Here is a 16,714-nt window from a genome sequence, read left to right as displayed (position 1 = left end):
TTAATGAAAAATATTATATATTTTATCATAAGTTTATTTTTTAAAACTTTTAATCGATTAAGGGGTATCTTTTATAAACTTAAACTTTTCGATCAGGTTAAATTTGATGTACCAGTCATCTCAGTTGGAAATATCTCCTTCGGAGGAACAGGGAAGACCCCGGTTTCTATTGAATTGGTAAAAATTCTGTTGAGTTATAATTTTCGACCGGCAGTAATAATAAGAGGATATAGAGGAAAATTAGAAAAAAAAGGCGCCATTCTTTCTTATGGAGAACGCATCCTCTTGGATGAAGATTCAGCCGGGGATGAGGCTGTAATGATAGCTAAAAATTTAAAAATTGCAGGGGTTTTTATCGGCAAGAACAGAATAAATTCAATAAAGAAAGCCAAAGATTCTGGATTTAACATAATTATTCTTGATGATGGATTTCAGTACAGAAAAATAAAAAAAGACATCGAGATCGTCCTTTTTGATCATGAAGACAGAACCCCCAGACGGGAAGGTCTATCATCTCTTAAAAGAGCAGATATAATTATGATAAGAAATGGAATACATGATAAATCTATTAAAAAATTCCTCGATCGAAATATCTATGAATACAGAATAGAGCCAATTGGAATTTATGATGGTAATGATCGTTTACTTAAAGAGAATGTATCCGGTAAGAAAGTCATCGCTTTTTGTGGAATCGCAAACCCTGCCAAATTTCTGGAAACACTTAATTCCATCGGATTGGAGGTGGTAAATTTTGTAAGATTCTCCGATCACCACAGATATACCCGAAAGAATATAAAAAAAATGGAATCCATTCTAATCGATAAAAACGCTGAATTTCTTATAACCACAGAAAAAGATATGATTAAAATTAAAAATTTAAAGGCGAGATATCCAATGTATTACTTAAAGATTAAAGCTCAATTCAATGAAAAATTTCTGAAATACTTCGAAAATACATGCATACCTCTTTTTATCCAAAATGAAGCCCAAATTTAAAATTGAATTTGTTTTTATATTGCTCGTAAAAACGATAATAAATTTTTTTCCCAGATACATCGCATTAAAAATTGGAGGTCAAATAGGGAAAATTCTATATTTTTTGGATAGAGCTCACAGAAAAACAGTTCTAAAGAATCTCTATATTGCATTCAAAAATGAAAAATCAGAAAAAGAATTAAATGAGATAGCAAAAAATACTTTCATTCATTTCGGAAAAGTAATCGCTGATATCTTTAAATCTCTTTACATAAAAAAAGAAGAATTATTAAAAATAGTAGAAATAAATGGGATAGAAAATTTAGAAAATGCTCTGAGAAACAAAAAAGGAGTCCTCCTTTTCTCAGCCCATTATGGAAACTGGGAAATAGCTGTATTAAGGTTAGCTCTGGAGCATGATGCAATATGCTGGCTCGCAAGAAAAATGGATAATCCATATCTGGAGAATATTATTTCAAAAGTAAGGCAATCGTTCGGCAGTAAGATTATTTATAAAAAAAATGCTACAAGAGAAGTGCTCTCTCACTTAAGAAAGAACACCATTATCGGAATCCTTATAGATCAAAATATTTTAGAGAAAGAAGGTCTTTTTGTGGATTTTTTAGGAGAAAAAGCCTCAACCACTCCTTTTCTTGCCATATTTCATTTAAGAACTGGAGCACCCATTATCCCAATGTTTTGTGTTCCCGATTCAAACTATAAATACTATGTGAAATTATATCCTCCAATTCAATTTGAGAATTATGATCCTTCAATAAAAAATCAGTTGAAAATAACTCAGTTTTGCACTAAAATTATTGAGAAAGAAGTTAAAGAGAACCCAGCTTTTTGGTTTTGGTTTCATAAAAGATGGAAAACAAGGCCGAAAGGAGAAAGGAGTCTTTATGAAGATTTCTCTTAACATTTTTATTTTAATTTTTTTATTAAGTTTAATGTGCTTTCCTATAAATATTTTCGCATATAAACAATTTCTCACAAAGCACCCTGAAGGGATATGGGGAAGAGACGAAAATCATTTAAGTGGCACAACACTATTTTATATAAATGGAGAGACTAACATGGAGAGAATTCAAAATTTCTTAAATTCAATTCACTGGTATGGTCATGATTCCTTCATGATCAAATGGGAAAGAATAATCTACATTGACCCATGGAACTTACCTAAAAATTTAGAAAAAGCTGATTTAATTCTTGTGACCCATCCTCATTACGACCATTTCTCCGTGGAAGATATTGAAAAAATAAAAAAACAGGGAACTATCCTTGTGGGTCCTAAAGATGTAATATCCCAATACAAAGGTGAAAAAAAAGAAATCGCTCCTGATACTGAAATAGAAGTGATGAATGTTAAAATAAAAGGTATCCCTGCCTATAACATCAACAAAAAATTTCACCCAAAGGCTAACAACTGGGTAGGTTATATAATAACACTCGACAATATAACACTCTATCATACAGGAGACACTGATTTTATTCCAGAGATGAAAAAAATTGAAAAAATTGACATAGCTTTTTTCCCTGTCGGTGGCACTTATACCATGGATGCCTTAGAAGCCGCAGAAGCATGCAATGCGATATCACCAAAAATAGCAATTCCAATGCACTGGGGTTCAATTATAGGAAACTACGATGATGTGGAAACATTCAAAAAACATTGTAAATCAGAAATAAAAGTTCTGAAGAAGGAAGAATAATCTGAATGAGGCAAAATGGAAGACCATTCGATAAAATTAGACCTATAAATATAGTACCTAATTACCTAAAATTTGCTGAGGGCTCTGCTTACATTGAACTTGGTGAAACAAAAGTGATAACTACGGTTTCAGTAGAAGAAAAAGTCCCCGCATTCTTAAAAGGAACCGGAAAGAGCTGGATTTCAGCAGAATATTCAATGCTTCCAAGGTCCACTGAAAAAAGAAATGTGAGAGAAAGCACGCAGGGCAGAGTATCCGGAAGAACCCATGAAATACAGAGAATGATAGGAAGGTCTCTAAGAGCTGTAGTAGACCTAAATCTTCTTCCTGAAAAAACGATATTTATAGATTGCGATGTCATTCAGGCAGACGGTGGCACAAGAACGGCATCGATAACCGCATCATGCGTGGCTCTTGGATTAGCATTTCAAAAAATGGTAGAAAAAAATTTGATCCAACAAAACCCTCTGAAGAAATTGGTGGCTGCCATTTCCGTTGGAATCATTGATGGGAATAAATTACTCGATATGGATTACAACGAAGATTCAAGAGCAGAAATTGACCTTAATGTTGTTCAAACAGAAACTGGAGAGATTGTCGAAATTCAGGGAACAGGAGAGGTCAGACCTTTTACAATAGAAGAAATAATTGATTTAACCAGTCTTGCCAGAAAAGGGCTTGAAGAAATATTCGAGATTCAGAGAAGAATATTATTTTAAAAGAATCTTTGGTATAATTATAAAAGATGGGAGTAAAATTAGGGGATTTTTTATTAAAAGAAAAACTCATAACAAAAGAGCAGCTTGATATAGCCCTTGAATATCAGAAAAAAAATGGGATAAAATTAGGGAGTGCCCTCCTTAAACTTGGTTTTGTTACAGAAGACGAGATCATAAATGTACTTAGTAAACAATATGGATATCCGGCGATAAACATTTCTAAATTTGATGTAGAACCAGAAATTATAAAGCTCATTCCTGCAGATGTTGCAAGAAAATACATTATCCTTCCCATTCACAGAATCGGAACCATCCTTACGGTCGCAATGTCAGACCCAACGAATCTTACAGCGATAGAAGATGTAAAATTCATAACAAATTTAAATGTACAACCTGTTATTGCTCCAGAATCAGCTCTAAAGGTAGCCATTGATAAACATTACGGTTCCTTGTATGAAGTTGAAGTTAAAAAGGTGATAGAAAAAGCAAAGAAATTTGACACAGCAAAGATTCAAGTGGTAGAGGAAATACCAAAAGATGAATTTGTGGATTTGGAAAAAATATCTGAGGAAGGCCCAATTGTCCAACTTGTTAATTTAATCATCTCAGAGGCCATTAACCGGGGAGCTTCAGACATCCATATGGAACCTTATGAAAAAGAATTCAGGATAAGATACAGGATAGATGGGATTCTCTATCCTGTTATGACACCACCATATCGAATGAAAGATTCATTCATATCAAGAATAAAAATTTTAGCCAAAATGGATATAGCAGAGAAAAGACTTCCTCAGGATGGAAGAATTAATATTAGAATCAAGACACAGAATAAAAACATAAAAGAAGTTGATATGAGAGTTTCGTCTCTTCCAACGATGTTTGGAGAAAAAATTGCCATCAGAATACTCGATAGAGAACAGTTAAAACTCGACCTTGGTTCCCTTGGTTTTGAACTAAGTTCCCTTGAAAAATTCGAAAAGCAAATAAAAAAACCTTGGGGAATAATACTCGTAACAGGACCTACTGGAAGCGGAAAAACAAACACTCTTTATTCTACAATTTCTACTCTTAATTCTCCAGAAATAAACATTTTAACAGCAGAGAACCCGATAGAATTCAATCTTTTTGGAATAAATCAAGTTCAGATAAAAGAAGAGATTGGGCTGACATTTGCAACCTGCCTAAAGTCTTTTTTAAGACAGGATCCAAACATAATATTAGTGGGTGAAATAAGAGATTTTGAAACCGCTGATATCGCAATAAAAGCAGCTCTGACAGGACATCTTGTTTTAAGCACAGTCCATACAAACGATGCTCCAACAACGATATCAAGATTAATAAACATGGGTATCGAACCTTATCTTATAGCAACATCAGTCAATCTGATTGTCGCTCAGAGACTTGTTCGAAGGATATGTAAAAAATGCAGAACTGAAACTCAGGTTCCACCTCAGGCTTTAATAGACCTTGGATTTTACCCTGATGAAATTGAAAAAATCACCATTTTTAAAGCCAGGGGATGTCCAGAATGTAATGATACTGGATACAAAGGAAGAATAGGGCTGTTCGAAGTAATGGAATTGACTGAAGAACTCAGGGAAATGATTATATCAGGGGCAAGCACTTCAGAAATAAGAAACAAAGCAATTTCCCAGGGGATGATTTCTTTGAGAAGAAGTGGCCTTGAAAAAATTAAGAGTGGTATTACATCAATAGAAGAAGTTTTAAGGGAGACAATAAATGTATGATTATAAAATTGATAAAATAATGGATTAAAAAATGGCAGCACCTATGCATGAATTATTAAAGATAATGGTTGATATGGGAGCCTCTGACCTTCATATAACTCCCAATATTCCTCCCCAGATAAGGCTTCATGGAGATCTAAGGTCTCTTGATCATCCTCCGTTAACTGCCGTTGAAACAAAACAATTGATTTACGCCATCCTGAACGATGCTCAGAAGCATAAATTTGAAGAAAATTTGGAACTAGATTTTTCATTCGGGATAAAGGGCCTTGCGAGATTCAGAGCAAACATTTTCTATCAGAGAGGAGCTGTTTCAGGCGCATTTAGAAGAATACCCTATGAAATATGGAGTTTTGAACAACTGGGAATACCAGCTCATGTGGCGAAGCTTTGCGATAAACCAAGAGGATTGATTCTTGTAACAGGGCCAACTGGTTCAGGAAAATCCACAACTCTTGCTGCAATGATCGATAAAATCAATTCTGAAAGGCCTGTTCATATTCTTACGATTGAGGATCCAATCGAATACCTCCATACCCATAAAAGGGCAATCGTAAATCAAAGAGAATTGAATACAGACACCCTTTCTTTCCCCAATGCCCTTCGATCAGCGTTGAGGGAAGACCCTGATGTAGTATTGATAGGTGAGATGAGAGACCTGGAAACAGTAGAATCTGCTTTGAGAATTGCAGAGACAGGTCATCTTACCTTTGCAACTCTCCATACAAATTCTGCAGCTCAAACTATAAACAGAATAGTGGATATCTTCCCTCCCCATCAACAAGCTCAGGTAAGAACCCAGTTAGCTTTAACTTTAGAAGGGATATTATCCCAAGCACTTCTTCCGAGGGTAGATGGAAAAGGTAGAGTCCTTGCAATGGAAATTCTCATTCCAAACTCTGCGATCAGAAATTTAATAAGAGAAGATAAAATTCATCAGATTTACGGAATTATGCAGACTGGCCAGGAGAAATCTGGAATGCAAACATTAAACCAATCCCTTGCAAATCTTTATTTCAGGGGTTTGATTTCCCTTGAAACAGCTATATCAGTATCCAATTTTCCTGATGAACTATCCGATATAATCAACAGGGGAACCACGGTTCAGAAAGCTCCTTCAATTCCTCATTCATACAACCCGAAAAAATACTGAGATGGAATTCAAAAAATATTTTTTTAAAAATTTACCATAAGGGATGATACAATGCCTACTTATACCTGGCAGGGAAGAAATAGATTCGGACAATTTGTAAAAGGAGAAAGAGTTGCTTCTTCAATAGAAGAAGTTTCAAAACTTCTTCACAGAGATCAAATAGTTCCAATAAACATTGAAAGAAAGAAAGTGCTTCCTATCCCACCCATCCTGCCAAAAAAGGTTTCTTTAAGAGAATTAGCAGTGCTTTCAAGACAATTTGCAGTAATGTTCTCAGCAGGACTTCCTATAGTTCAATCCCTCGAAATCCTGGGAACCCAGCAGACCAACAAGCATTTCAGAGAGGCAATTCTTGAAGTCAAAAAAAGTGTTGAAGAAGGTTCAACTCTTAATAATGCTTTAAAAAAATTTCCAAAAATATTCAATGAACTGTACTGCAACATGATCGCATCAGGAGAGGCATCAGGAAATCTGGATTTGATTCTTCAGAGAATCTCTGCATATATGGAGAAATCTGTAAAGTTAAGGGGACAGATTAGATCAGCAATGGCTTACCCGATAGGAGTAATTTCAGTTGCGATTATCATCCTCTCCCTAATTTTATGGAAAATAATACCTGCTTTTAAAAATTTATTTCAAGATTTAGGGGCTTCTTTGCCTTTTTTCACTCAGGTTGTAATCTCATTAAGCAATTTTTTCGCCAATAATATTTTATTGTTTATATTGATAATCACTGCTGGAATTTTCGGATTCAGACAATACTATAAAACATATCGAGGAAGAAGAACTGTGGATGCATTTATCCTTAAAATTTATGTTTTTGGCGAGCTTATTAAAAAAATATCTTTAGCAAGATTCGCAAGAACTCTTTCAACTCTTATATCAAGTGGTGTTCCAATGCTCGAAGCTATGAGTATCACATCAAAAACAGCTGGAAATTCAATAATAGAAGACTCGGTAAACAAGTCAAGAGAGTCTGTGGCAGAAGGGAACTCCCTTGGTGATTCATTAAAGGTTACCAAAACATTTCCGCCAATGGTAGTGCAAATGATAAATGCAGGAGAACAAACAGGCGCTCTTGATGAAATGCTCGATAAAGTAGCTGAATTCTATGAGGATGAAGTTGAAAAAACTGTTCAAACTCTTGTATCTCTTTTAGAGCCTGCGATGATTGTATTTCTTGGGATTTTGATAGGAGGCATTGTAATTTCGATGTACCTTCCCCTCATAAAGCTCCTCGGTGAATTTTAAAATTCTTAACAAAATTAAATTGTAAACCAAAAATGCGGTTTTAAAATTTGAGCAGCAAGGGTGACCGAGAAAAATATTTTATGTAAACGAGAGACCATCCATCTTCTGAGCGATATCTCCTTGAGCATCTTAATACTTAAGAGAGAATGTATTCTAAACATGCAGAGTGCCTGAAAAAAGTATTTTATGTTAATAAAAAAAATTTTTGAGAATCGATAAATTTGCCTTCTGTAGAAAAGAAGAGACCTCTTAAAAAGCTCCAGATGCAAGGCGCAGTGAAGCTTTGAGCGGAGGCGTACTTTCTGTACGTTGGAGTGATAAAGCTGAGACTGCAACGCAGCAGATGGACTTTTTCAGAGGTCTCTTAAAAATAAGTTGACTTTATATAAATAGGTTGATATAAATATAATAAATTTGAGAGGAGGAATGGATGAAGGAAGAAAAAGGTTTTACATTGATTGAACTTCTAATCGTTATTGCTATAATTGGGATAATCGTCACAATTGCCACTCCTCAATTTATGAATGCCTTACAAAAAGGCAAACAAAAAACGACGATGGCAAACATAAGAAGCATCGGAACTGCTATTGAGTCCTATATAACAGACTATTACTTTGCTCCACGACAGGCAACTTTAGGTAATATTTCAAATATTGCAGCGGATTTAGCACTATACACCAGAATACCAGCCACAGATGGATGGGGAAACCCAATTCTTTATGAAGCAAGCGATGCTGCTAATCCTGAATCATATACAATTCTTTCATATGGAAGAAATGGTGCAGAAGATGCTGGGATAGCAGATGGTTATCCCGCCACCCAATTCGAAGGAGATATAATTTTTCAAAATGGAGATTTTGTAAAAAAGCCAAAATCTTAATTCCTTAAATAACCGCAGATCAATATATTATTGAAACAAATTGATGATTAAAAGGTGATAATTTTTAAAAATGCGTTAAACATATTAAGTATTTCATTAATTTTTGCTTTTTTTCTTCTTTTTCCTCCTGAAAATAAACCATTTTCATTAATTCTGATACCTCTTCTTCTCATCTTTTTCTTTATTTTAAAGAAAGAGATATTAATCCCAAAATTTTCAGAAGCATTTTTATTTTTTTCTCTGATAATTTTTTCATTTTTCTTCAATAATAAAACCTTTTTTTCTCTGGAATTCTTTTCCTATTTTCTGATAATTATTTCAACTTACATTCTATTAATAAACTCGGAGAAAAAAACCCTTCTGATAGTATTTGAATTTACAGCGATTTCAATCATCATATATGGCTTTTTGCAGAAATTTTTTCTATTCGACATAGCGATCAAAGAAATTATCTCAAATCAAAACCTAAATGAATTCTTCAAAAATGCTGCTTTAATCAGACTTCAAAGTGGAAGAGTTTTTTCAACTTTTTCACTTCCCACAGCTCTCGCAGCATTTCTTACCGTCACTATTCTAATATCCCTCGGAAGGCTTTTTTCTCAAAGCACAAGAAAACTCTCAAAATTTTTTCCTATTATAATTATTCTTCTCTCTTTCCCACTTATCATGTTCACCCAATCTTTTGGCGCTGCTTTTGAACTTGGAACCGGACTCTTTGCTTTTTACATACTCTCTGAAAAAAGAAAGAATAAAAATCTGATTCTATTTCTTTTTATAGTGATTGTCATTTCTTTTATCATCTTAATTGAAAGATTTTCAAGTTTCCATGAGGAATCACCATTATTTTTGAGGCTTTCAAACTGGAGGGTTGCAGCACAGATTTTTCTTTCAAGCCCATTTTTTGGAATCGGGCTGGGAAACTATGGAATAGGTTCTTCTCTATTCACACTTGGAGGAGAAAGCTTTTCAAAATATGCCCATAACGTATTTTTACATATATTTGCAGAAACAGGAGCTTTAGGGGGCATCCTTTTCATAGGGATTATATTTTCATGGTTATTCTCGAAAATAAAAAATTCTAATAATTCCTCAAAAGATGAACTATTTTACCTTTCAACGTTTTTTGCTTTTTTAGCTTACAATTTAATCGACATCGGAATTTTTTTCCCAGGCATGGGATTTTTAGGAGCTTTTCTTCTCTCGATTCTCAACAAAAATCAAAACTACGTTCAACTAAATAAATTATCCAGAAAAATTTTTATTCTTTTGGTCATATTGATATCGGTTTTTTCCATATGGATTAATGTATCAAATTATCTTAACTCCCTTGCAGAAGAGAGGCTTATGAACAGAAATAATGATTCTGCCCTTAGTATACTTAATGCATCGAACTCAATAAATCCTTACAACCCAAAAACTTTTAATAAAATTGCAGAGATTATGTTTCAGAAAGGAGATTTAGAAAATTCATATAAATATTTAAAAAGAGCGATTGACCTTGACCCTAACTCGTTTTCCCTCTACCGAAATTTCTTCAATCTTTCTCTTCAAAGAAAAGAATTGATTGAAGCTTATCTCTATATATATAAAGCTGAAAGACTCTTTCCATCAAGAGAAGAATTCAAAAAAGAAAGATTAAACTTACAAAAATTTCTTATTGAGGAAATTAAAAAGAAATGAGTTATTTTTTTATTATTTTATTTTGCCTTGCCGTATTTTTCTTCCCCGATAGAAAATATGACTATGTAACTTTCATTATATATTCAATACTTATTCTATTTTTCATTTCAAAAAAAATTAAATCGAAAAACTTTTTACTTAGGTTAAATGTAATTCATATACTTTTTTTAAGTTTATTAGTTTTCTCTATTCTATCTTCATTTTTTACTTTCTATAAGTACCCATCGATAATCAGAATCCTTGATTTAACATTCATAATTATTGCTTATCTGAGTTTTTCTTATTTAAATAAAAGAGAGGAAAAATTTTTTGTAGATTTCTCTTACTTCGGAATATTCGTATTATCAGTTTATAGCACGTTAAAATATTTTATTAAGGATGAATTAAGAGCCAGTGCAAATTTTCTAAATCCCAATCATTTTGCAATTATTGTGCTATTCGGAATTATCATAGGAATTATAAAAATATTTTATGAGAAGAAAAATTTACTACTCCATTCTCTGCTCACCCTCTTTATGACAGTATCCCTTTTATTTGTAAAATCCAGATCTGCCTTCCTGAGTTTCTTTGTGCTTCTTTTCCTCTTTATTTACATAAAAAATAAAAAATATTTAGTTCTCGTCCCTGTTTTAATCGCCCTTCTTCTCTTGATTCCAAACCCATTCTCAAAATTTTTCTTTGAGCTTACAAAATCCGACCCATTTGCTTTTGCGAGGATTAAAATTTGGCTTATGGATCTTGAAATGTTCAAAGATCACCTATTAGTTGGGGTTGGAGCAAACAATTTCCCCCATGCAATGCCTCCTTATATATTCCCGAACAAAAACTTAATCGCCCATTATGGAATCGCTGCAAGACAGGCCCATAATAATTATTTAGAAATCCTTGCAGAATTGGGAATTGGAGGGTTTGTTTTTCTTTTCGGAATAGTCTACTTTATTCTAAAAACTTTTCCCTCGATAAAGAAAGACCAAAATGGATATATACTTATGTCATATCTGGCTCTTCTTTCAATTTTTATAAATGCTTTCTTTCAAAATTGCTTTTTCCATCCGTCAATTCCACTGTATTCAATGATTTTCCTTTCTTTAATACTTAAAAATACAAGAAATTTATTACCCGAGTTGATAAGAAAAGAATTTAGAATGAAAAAATTACCACTCGTGTTTTCGTTAATATTTCTCTGGCTTATAACTGCTGCCTTTCCTGCTTCCACATATTATTATTTCTATGAAAAAACGGGCAAAGCCCTTGCAGAGAAAGATATAGTAAATGCAACAAAATACATCAAGAGGTCAATATTTTTGACTCCTTTAAATGCTCGATTTCATTATGATTTAGGTAAAATCTACAGCTCATTTTTTATCCAGACAAAAAACCTTGAAATTTTAGCGTATGCAGATGAGAAATTTAAGCATGCTCTAAGGTTAAATCCTAAATATAATGAGGCAGCTGGTGAACTGGGTTTTCTTTACTTTTCATTGTTTAAAATGTTTCCAACAGAAGAAAATTATCAAAAAACTATTCTATGGTACACAAAAGCGATGGAACTCAACCCAAAATACCCTTTTTATCCCTTTGCCCTCGGGAATTTCTTTTTAGATGTCACAGGAGAGGATAAAAAAGCTGAAAATTTCTTCAGGAAAGCAATAGAAATAGAGCCAAACTTTGTTGGGGCCCATTTAAGGTTAATCGAAATACACAAGTTCAGAAAAGATAAACATGGTGAAGAGAAAGAAAAGAGAATAGTAAAATCAATCCTTGAAAGAATAAAAGGTCAGGAGTTTGAAATTGATTATTTCCAGAAAATATTGAATTTTCCAGAAAAATACAAAGAAATTCTCGATTGATTACGATTAACTCAATGCAATATAATCTCTCAAATGGTTTCAATAATAATTGTAAATTATAACGGCGTATCTTTTTTAGAAAAGCTTTTAAATTCTATAAAAAAACAAACTTATAAAGATTTTGAAATAATTTTTATCGACAACAATTCCTCAGATCATTCATTAAGAATTGTTGAAAATTTAAAAAATAGTTTTTCAATAAAAATCATAAAAAACAAACAAAATTTAGGATTTGCAAAAGCATGCAATCAGGGAATTAAAGAATCAAAAGGAGAATACATCCTGATTCTTAATTTTGATGTTTATTTAGAATCTAATTTTCTCGAAATGGCTTTGAACGGGTTTAGGAAAGACAAAAAAATAGGCATGGTTTCAGGCAAAATATTAAGGTTTGATAAAGCAACCATTGATTCAACAGGACAATTCCTTTCGATAACAAGAAAGGTGATAGAAAGGGGATATGGTAAAAAAGATATTGGAAAATTTGAAAAAGAAGGATTTGTATTTTCATCCTGTGGAGCCTGTGCCTTCTATAAAAAAGAAATGCTCGATCAAATAAAAATCGATGAAGAATATTTTGATGAAGACTTTTTCTCTTTCTGGGAGGATATAGATTTAGGATGGAGAGCAAATCTATTCGGATGGAAAGGTTACTATGTACCTGAAGCAGTAGCATACCATTTCCGAGGAGGAACCCAGAAAAGAAAAACTATTCTGGGAAATTTCTTTCGAATAGCCTCAAGAGAGAAACCCATAATCTTTCATGTGGTAAAAAATCACTATCTTACTCTGATAAAAAATGAAAAACTTAAAGATTTTGTCTTGTATTTGCCTTTTATCATGGGCTTTGATATTTTACTCTTCTTATACTTACTATTTTTTTCGCCCTCAATTTTTGCAATGATTTATAAAAATAGGAAAATATTCAAAAGGGCAATCGAAAAGAGAAAGAAAATAAAAAATAAGCTAAAAGAGATTCAATGATTCTTGGCACATTAGTATTTTTTCTATCACTTTTAATTTCAATCTATGGAACACCTATAATCAGAAATATCTCGATAAGATATGGAATCCTTGATAAGCCAAATGGTATTCTAAAAATTCATCCTGAGCCAATTCCCTACCTTGGCGGAATCTCGGTTTTTGTTTCCTTTTTGATTCCATTACTGTTGATTTACGATTTCAATAAAAAAGAACTCGGAATGCTTCTGGGAGGAAGTATAATCATTATTCTCGGACTTATCGATGATATAGGCGGGCTTACTCCTTACATCAAATTTTTTGGCCAGATTCTTGCAGGCTATATTCTGATAAAAAGTGGGGTTTTCATAAACATCATCTTTATACCAGCCCCATTTGATTACATAATAACTTTTCTATGGATAATCGGCACAATAAATGCTTTTAATTTCATCGATATAATCGATGGTTTTGCCTCAGGAATAGCTATTATTGCTGCCTTTTTCCTTTTATTCTTTTCAATTATCGATGGGAAAACTGAAATAGCGATTTTCTGTACAGCTCTTATAGGAAGTATCTTAGGATTTCTAAAATATAACTATCCTCCTGCAAACATTTACCTCGGAGACACAGGATCAATGTTTATCGGGTTTATCCTGGGGTCATTGATGATTCCCATAAGTTATACAAAATATAACTTCCTTGGTTTTATTAACCCGTTGCTTATTCTTGGAGTTCCGCTTTTCGAAATAATCTTTGTGAGTCTTATCAGGACTTCAAAAGGAAAATCCCCTCTGATTGGGAGTAAAGACCATTTTCCGCTGAGACTTAAGAAAAAATTTAATCTTTCCACAAAGCAGCTAATAAATATCCTCTTCATTATCGCATTTTTTCTTGGCTTAGCCTCAATTTTTAATTACTATCTAAGTCTAAATTCCTCAGTTATTCTTCTTTCGATAATTCTAATTATTTTTATACTTTCTGGCATTATGCTTTCAAAAATTAAAATGGAGTGAAATGCCTGAAATTGCAATAATTGGTTCAGGTCTTACAGGATTATCAGCTGGCTATCATCTCAAAGGCTTTGATTATAAAATATATGAAAAGGATGAAAGAGTTGGGGGGCTTTTAAAATCATTTAATCTGAATGGATTTACATTCGATCATGGAGGCCATCTTCTCCATGGAAATAATTCCTATTTTAATCAGAAAATTAAAGAATTTTTAGGAGAAAACATCATCTCCCATAAAAGAAAATCCTTTATACACATGATGGATACATTAATCCCATTTCCTTTTCAGGTGAACCTTTATGGACTTCCTAAGGAAGTGATTTATAAATGTGTTTTGGGGTTTATTAAAAAAGAAGAAAGAAAACTGTCACCAAAAAATTTCAAAGAATGGATTTTGAAAAATTTCGGAAGAGAGATAGCTGAGCATTTTCTTTTTCCATACAATAAGAAATTCTGGAGAAGAAACTTGGAAAAATTGACCTATGAGTGGTGTTCATGGGCTATTCCTATACCAGACCTCGAGCAGATAATAAAAGGTTCTCTTGGAATTAAAATTGAAAATCTGGGTTATAACCCTGAATTTCACTATCCGGAAAAGGGCGGAATTGAAAGCCTTATCAAAGGAATTTTAAAAAGTATAAAAAATATTAAAACAAACACAGAAATTGTAAAAGTTGACCCTTTAGAAAAAGAAATATTTTTTAAAAATGGTCAAAAAGAAAAATACAAGTTCCTTATAAACACAATTCCAGTCAAACTATTTCTAAACATGCTGGAGAAAATCCCAGAAAAAATAAGAAAGCTTGGAGAAAGCCTTGATTATATATCAATTTATGTATTAAATCTCGGAATTAAAGGAAATTATTCTGATAAAATTCACTGGATATATTTTCCAGAAGAAAAATATCCATTTTTCAGAATTGGTTTTTACTCAAATTTCTCTCCCTGTATGGCACCCGAAGGAAATTTTTCAATTTTTGTTGAGATTTCCCTAAATCATAAAGATAAATTTGATGAAAAAACTTTTATAAATTCAATCGCAAAATCATTGATAGACCTTAAAATAATTCAAACGGAGAAAGATATTTTGGAAAAAATGATTCTAAAAATTCCTGTTGCTTATGTTATTTATAATAAGCCAAGGCAAAAAAACATACCTCAAATAATAAATTATTTAGAAAGTATTGGAATCTATTCAACAGGAAGGTTTGGAAGCTGGGAATACCTAAACATGGAAGGAAGTTTTTTGAAGGGAAAAGAAACTGCAGAAAGAATTTCGGGTTTATACCATAGTGAACGTTAAAATAAATAGACGTAGGGCAAGGCTTTAGCCTTGCGAAAAGCAACCCCCGAATCAACCCATGAAACAAATTCAGGGCAAGGTTTGGGGCAGGCTCTAAAGGGTTGCCCTACGAAGAAAATGTCAACTTATTTATGCGGTTCACTATAATACAAACGCATGTATGAAAGCGCTGCCTATGTCAAGAGCTTTAAATAGTTATTATCCCATGTTTTCTCCTTTATTTCTAAAAGGAAACATTTCGTCTCCTGGGCTCAAACACCTTTTCGTCGGATGCATGTATACGCCGTCTCTGCGGCATGAGCATCTCCCCCGTGAAGTTCCGCAGTCAATAAACGAGTCTTTCAGACTCATGCGTTTGTCGCGTTTACTTCCGGGTGGACGAAATCGGTTTATTCCCTTGAGGCTGCTTATAAGATTCATTCCTTTTCAACACCCAATATGCTGCTTCCGCCAAGTGCCGAGCTACAGCGACAACGGCTTTAGCATGGCCCTTGCGCTGCATGATTCGCCTGTAGAGCTGGGCCACGTGAACGCCCGGCCATCGGCGGTAATGGATGGTGACGACATTAGCCGCCTCAACCAGGGCCCATTTCAAATAGCGATTCACATCCGGCCGGACTTTTCCAAAAAATGTCTTCCCTCCACTCGACTTAATGCGGGGGACGGTTCCGGCATAGCTGGCCAGATGGTGAGGACTGGGAAATCTGTTGATGTCGCCGATCTCCATGGCTATCACCACGCCGAGGATAGGGCCCACCCCAGGAAGAGTCATCAACAGCTTCATCGCAGGCGTCGTGGCCACAACTTCTTTGATCTGTTTTTCGCACCACTGGATATGGGCTTCGACTTGATCCAGGAGTTCCAGTTGAGTTTCAACAGAGCGACGCGTGTAAGGGGGCAACTCCTCCAGGCGATTCCTCAGAAGCAGCCGTCCAGTGACACCAAAGATGTTGCTCACCCCTGGAATGTCAAGAGCATATTTAGCCAGGGTAGCATGAATGCGGTTCTTGAGCATCGTCCGGACGTGGACCAGAGTCATGCGCATTCGAGGCAACTCCCGCTGATCTCGGAGTTCTCCTGGTGGAATCCAGACCGAAGGCAGGGTTCCGTTGCGCAACAAAAGGGCGAGTCCCCGGGCATCCAGTTTATCCGTCTTGTTGATCTGTCCCATCATCAGCTTCGCTTTCACCGCATGGGCCAGGCGAGGTATATGTCCTGCTCTCTCCATCTCGTCAATCATCCAGTACCAATTGCCAACGCTCTCGATGGCTATCGTCGATCTGGGCGGCAACCTGCGCAAGAAGCTCTGGAACGAAAAACGGTCGTTTTCTACGCGGATGGATCCTTGGAGATGACCGGCTTCGTTCATCGAGGCAAACATCGAATACCTTTTGTGAGCATCGCAACCAAAAAATCTTTTCATCCTGCAGTACCTCCTTATTCCTTTTATACCACCTATCGGCTAGG

Annotated in this window: 14 protein-coding genes; 13 read left to right on the top strand and 1 reads right to left on the bottom strand. The window is 34.4% G+C overall.

Annotation, left to right across the window (positions count from 1 at the left end):
- Window positions 1-3: 3 nt before the first annotated feature.
- The 13 genes from lpxK (at window position 4) to AB1410_03295 (ending at window position 15,247) form a co-directional block, all read left to right on the top strand.
- Window positions 4-996: a tetraacyldisaccharide 4'-kinase gene (gene lpxK / locus AB1410_03355; GenBank protein MEW6455737.1), complete on the top strand. Its 993-nt coding sequence runs from the start codon at window positions 4-6 to the stop codon at window positions 994-996.
- Entirely contained in the window at window positions 980-1,897 is a 918-nt protein-coding gene (locus AB1410_03350) for a lysophospholipid acyltransferase family protein (protein ID MEW6455736.1), read from the top strand. Before lpxK ends, AB1410_03350 begins: the two co-directional genes overlap by 17 nt.
- Window positions 1,898-2,054: 157 nt before the next feature.
- Window positions 2,055-2,690: an MBL fold metallo-hydrolase gene (locus tag AB1410_03345; GenBank protein ID MEW6455735.1), complete on the top strand. Its 636-nt coding sequence runs from the start codon at window positions 2,055-2,057 to the stop codon at window positions 2,688-2,690.
- A 5-nt stretch (window positions 2,691-2,695) separates the two neighbouring features.
- The gene (rph, locus tag AB1410_03340; GenBank protein MEW6455734.1) at window positions 2,696-3,409 is read left to right on the top strand and encodes a ribonuclease PH; all 714 of its coding nucleotides are present in this window, start codon (window positions 2,696-2,698) and stop codon (window positions 3,407-3,409) included.
- A gap of 26 nt (window positions 3,410-3,435) precedes the next feature.
- Window positions 3,436-5,157: a type IV-A pilus assembly ATPase PilB gene (pilB, locus tag AB1410_03335; GenBank protein MEW6455733.1), complete on the top strand. Its 1,722-nt coding sequence runs from the start codon at window positions 3,436-3,438 to the stop codon at window positions 5,155-5,157.
- A 31-nt stretch (window positions 5,158-5,188) separates the two neighbouring features.
- A complete protein-coding gene (locus AB1410_03330; GenBank protein ID MEW6455732.1) occupies window positions 5,189-6,310 on the top strand; it encodes a type IV pilus twitching motility protein PilT in 1,122 nt (373 codons plus the stop codon).
- 51 nt (window positions 6,311-6,361) lie between these two features.
- Window positions 6,362-7,561 (top strand): type II secretion system F family protein, encoded by a 1,200-nt coding sequence (locus AB1410_03325; GenBank protein ID MEW6455731.1) that lies wholly within the window; start codon window positions 6,362-6,364, stop codon window positions 7,559-7,561.
- A 430-nt stretch (window positions 7,562-7,991) separates the two neighbouring features.
- Window positions 7,992-8,441 (top strand): prepilin-type N-terminal cleavage/methylation domain-containing protein, encoded by a 450-nt coding sequence (locus AB1410_03320; GenBank protein ID MEW6455730.1) that lies wholly within the window; start codon window positions 7,992-7,994, stop codon window positions 8,439-8,441.
- A 54-nt stretch (window positions 8,442-8,495) separates the two neighbouring features.
- Window positions 8,496-10,121, top strand: coding sequence for an O-antigen ligase family protein (locus AB1410_03315; protein ID MEW6455729.1), 1,626 nt, complete (start codon window positions 8,496-8,498; stop codon window positions 10,119-10,121).
- Entirely contained in the window at window positions 10,118-11,971 is a 1,854-nt protein-coding gene (locus AB1410_03310) for an O-antigen ligase family protein (protein ID MEW6455728.1), read from the top strand. Before AB1410_03315 ends, AB1410_03310 begins: the two co-directional genes overlap by 4 nt.
- 33 nt (window positions 11,972-12,004) lie before the next feature.
- A complete protein-coding gene (locus tag AB1410_03305; GenBank protein ID MEW6455727.1) occupies window positions 12,005-12,955 on the top strand; it encodes a glycosyltransferase family 2 protein in 951 nt (316 codons plus the stop codon).
- On the top strand, window positions 12,952-13,947 hold the full coding sequence (locus tag AB1410_03300) for an MraY family glycosyltransferase (GenBank protein ID MEW6455726.1): 996 nt from the start codon (window positions 12,952-12,954) through the stop codon (window positions 13,945-13,947). The genes AB1410_03305 and AB1410_03300 overlap by 4 nt, the downstream gene beginning before the upstream one ends.
- 1 nt (window position 13,948) lies before the next feature.
- A complete protein-coding gene (locus AB1410_03295) occupies window positions 13,949-15,247 on the top strand; it encodes an FAD-dependent oxidoreductase (GenBank protein MEW6455725.1) in 1,299 nt (432 codons plus the stop codon).
- 364 nt (window positions 15,248-15,611) lie between these two features.
- On the opposite strand, the gene AB1410_03290 is transcribed toward AB1410_03295, so the two are convergent.
- Complete coding sequence (locus AB1410_03290; GenBank protein MEW6455724.1) at window positions 15,612-16,670, bottom strand: IS110 family transposase; 1,059 nt, start codon at window positions 16,668-16,670, stop codon at window positions 15,612-15,614.
- Between the last annotated feature and the right edge of the window lie 44 nt (window positions 16,671-16,714).

The organism is Acidobacteriota bacterium (genome assembly GCA_040756905.1).
GTDB lineage: Bacteria > Acidobacteriota > Aminicenantia > JBFLYD01 > JBFLYD01 > JBFLYD01.
Note: the sequence above shows the minus strand (reverse complement) of the source record. Positions and strands in the feature narration are given on the sequence as shown.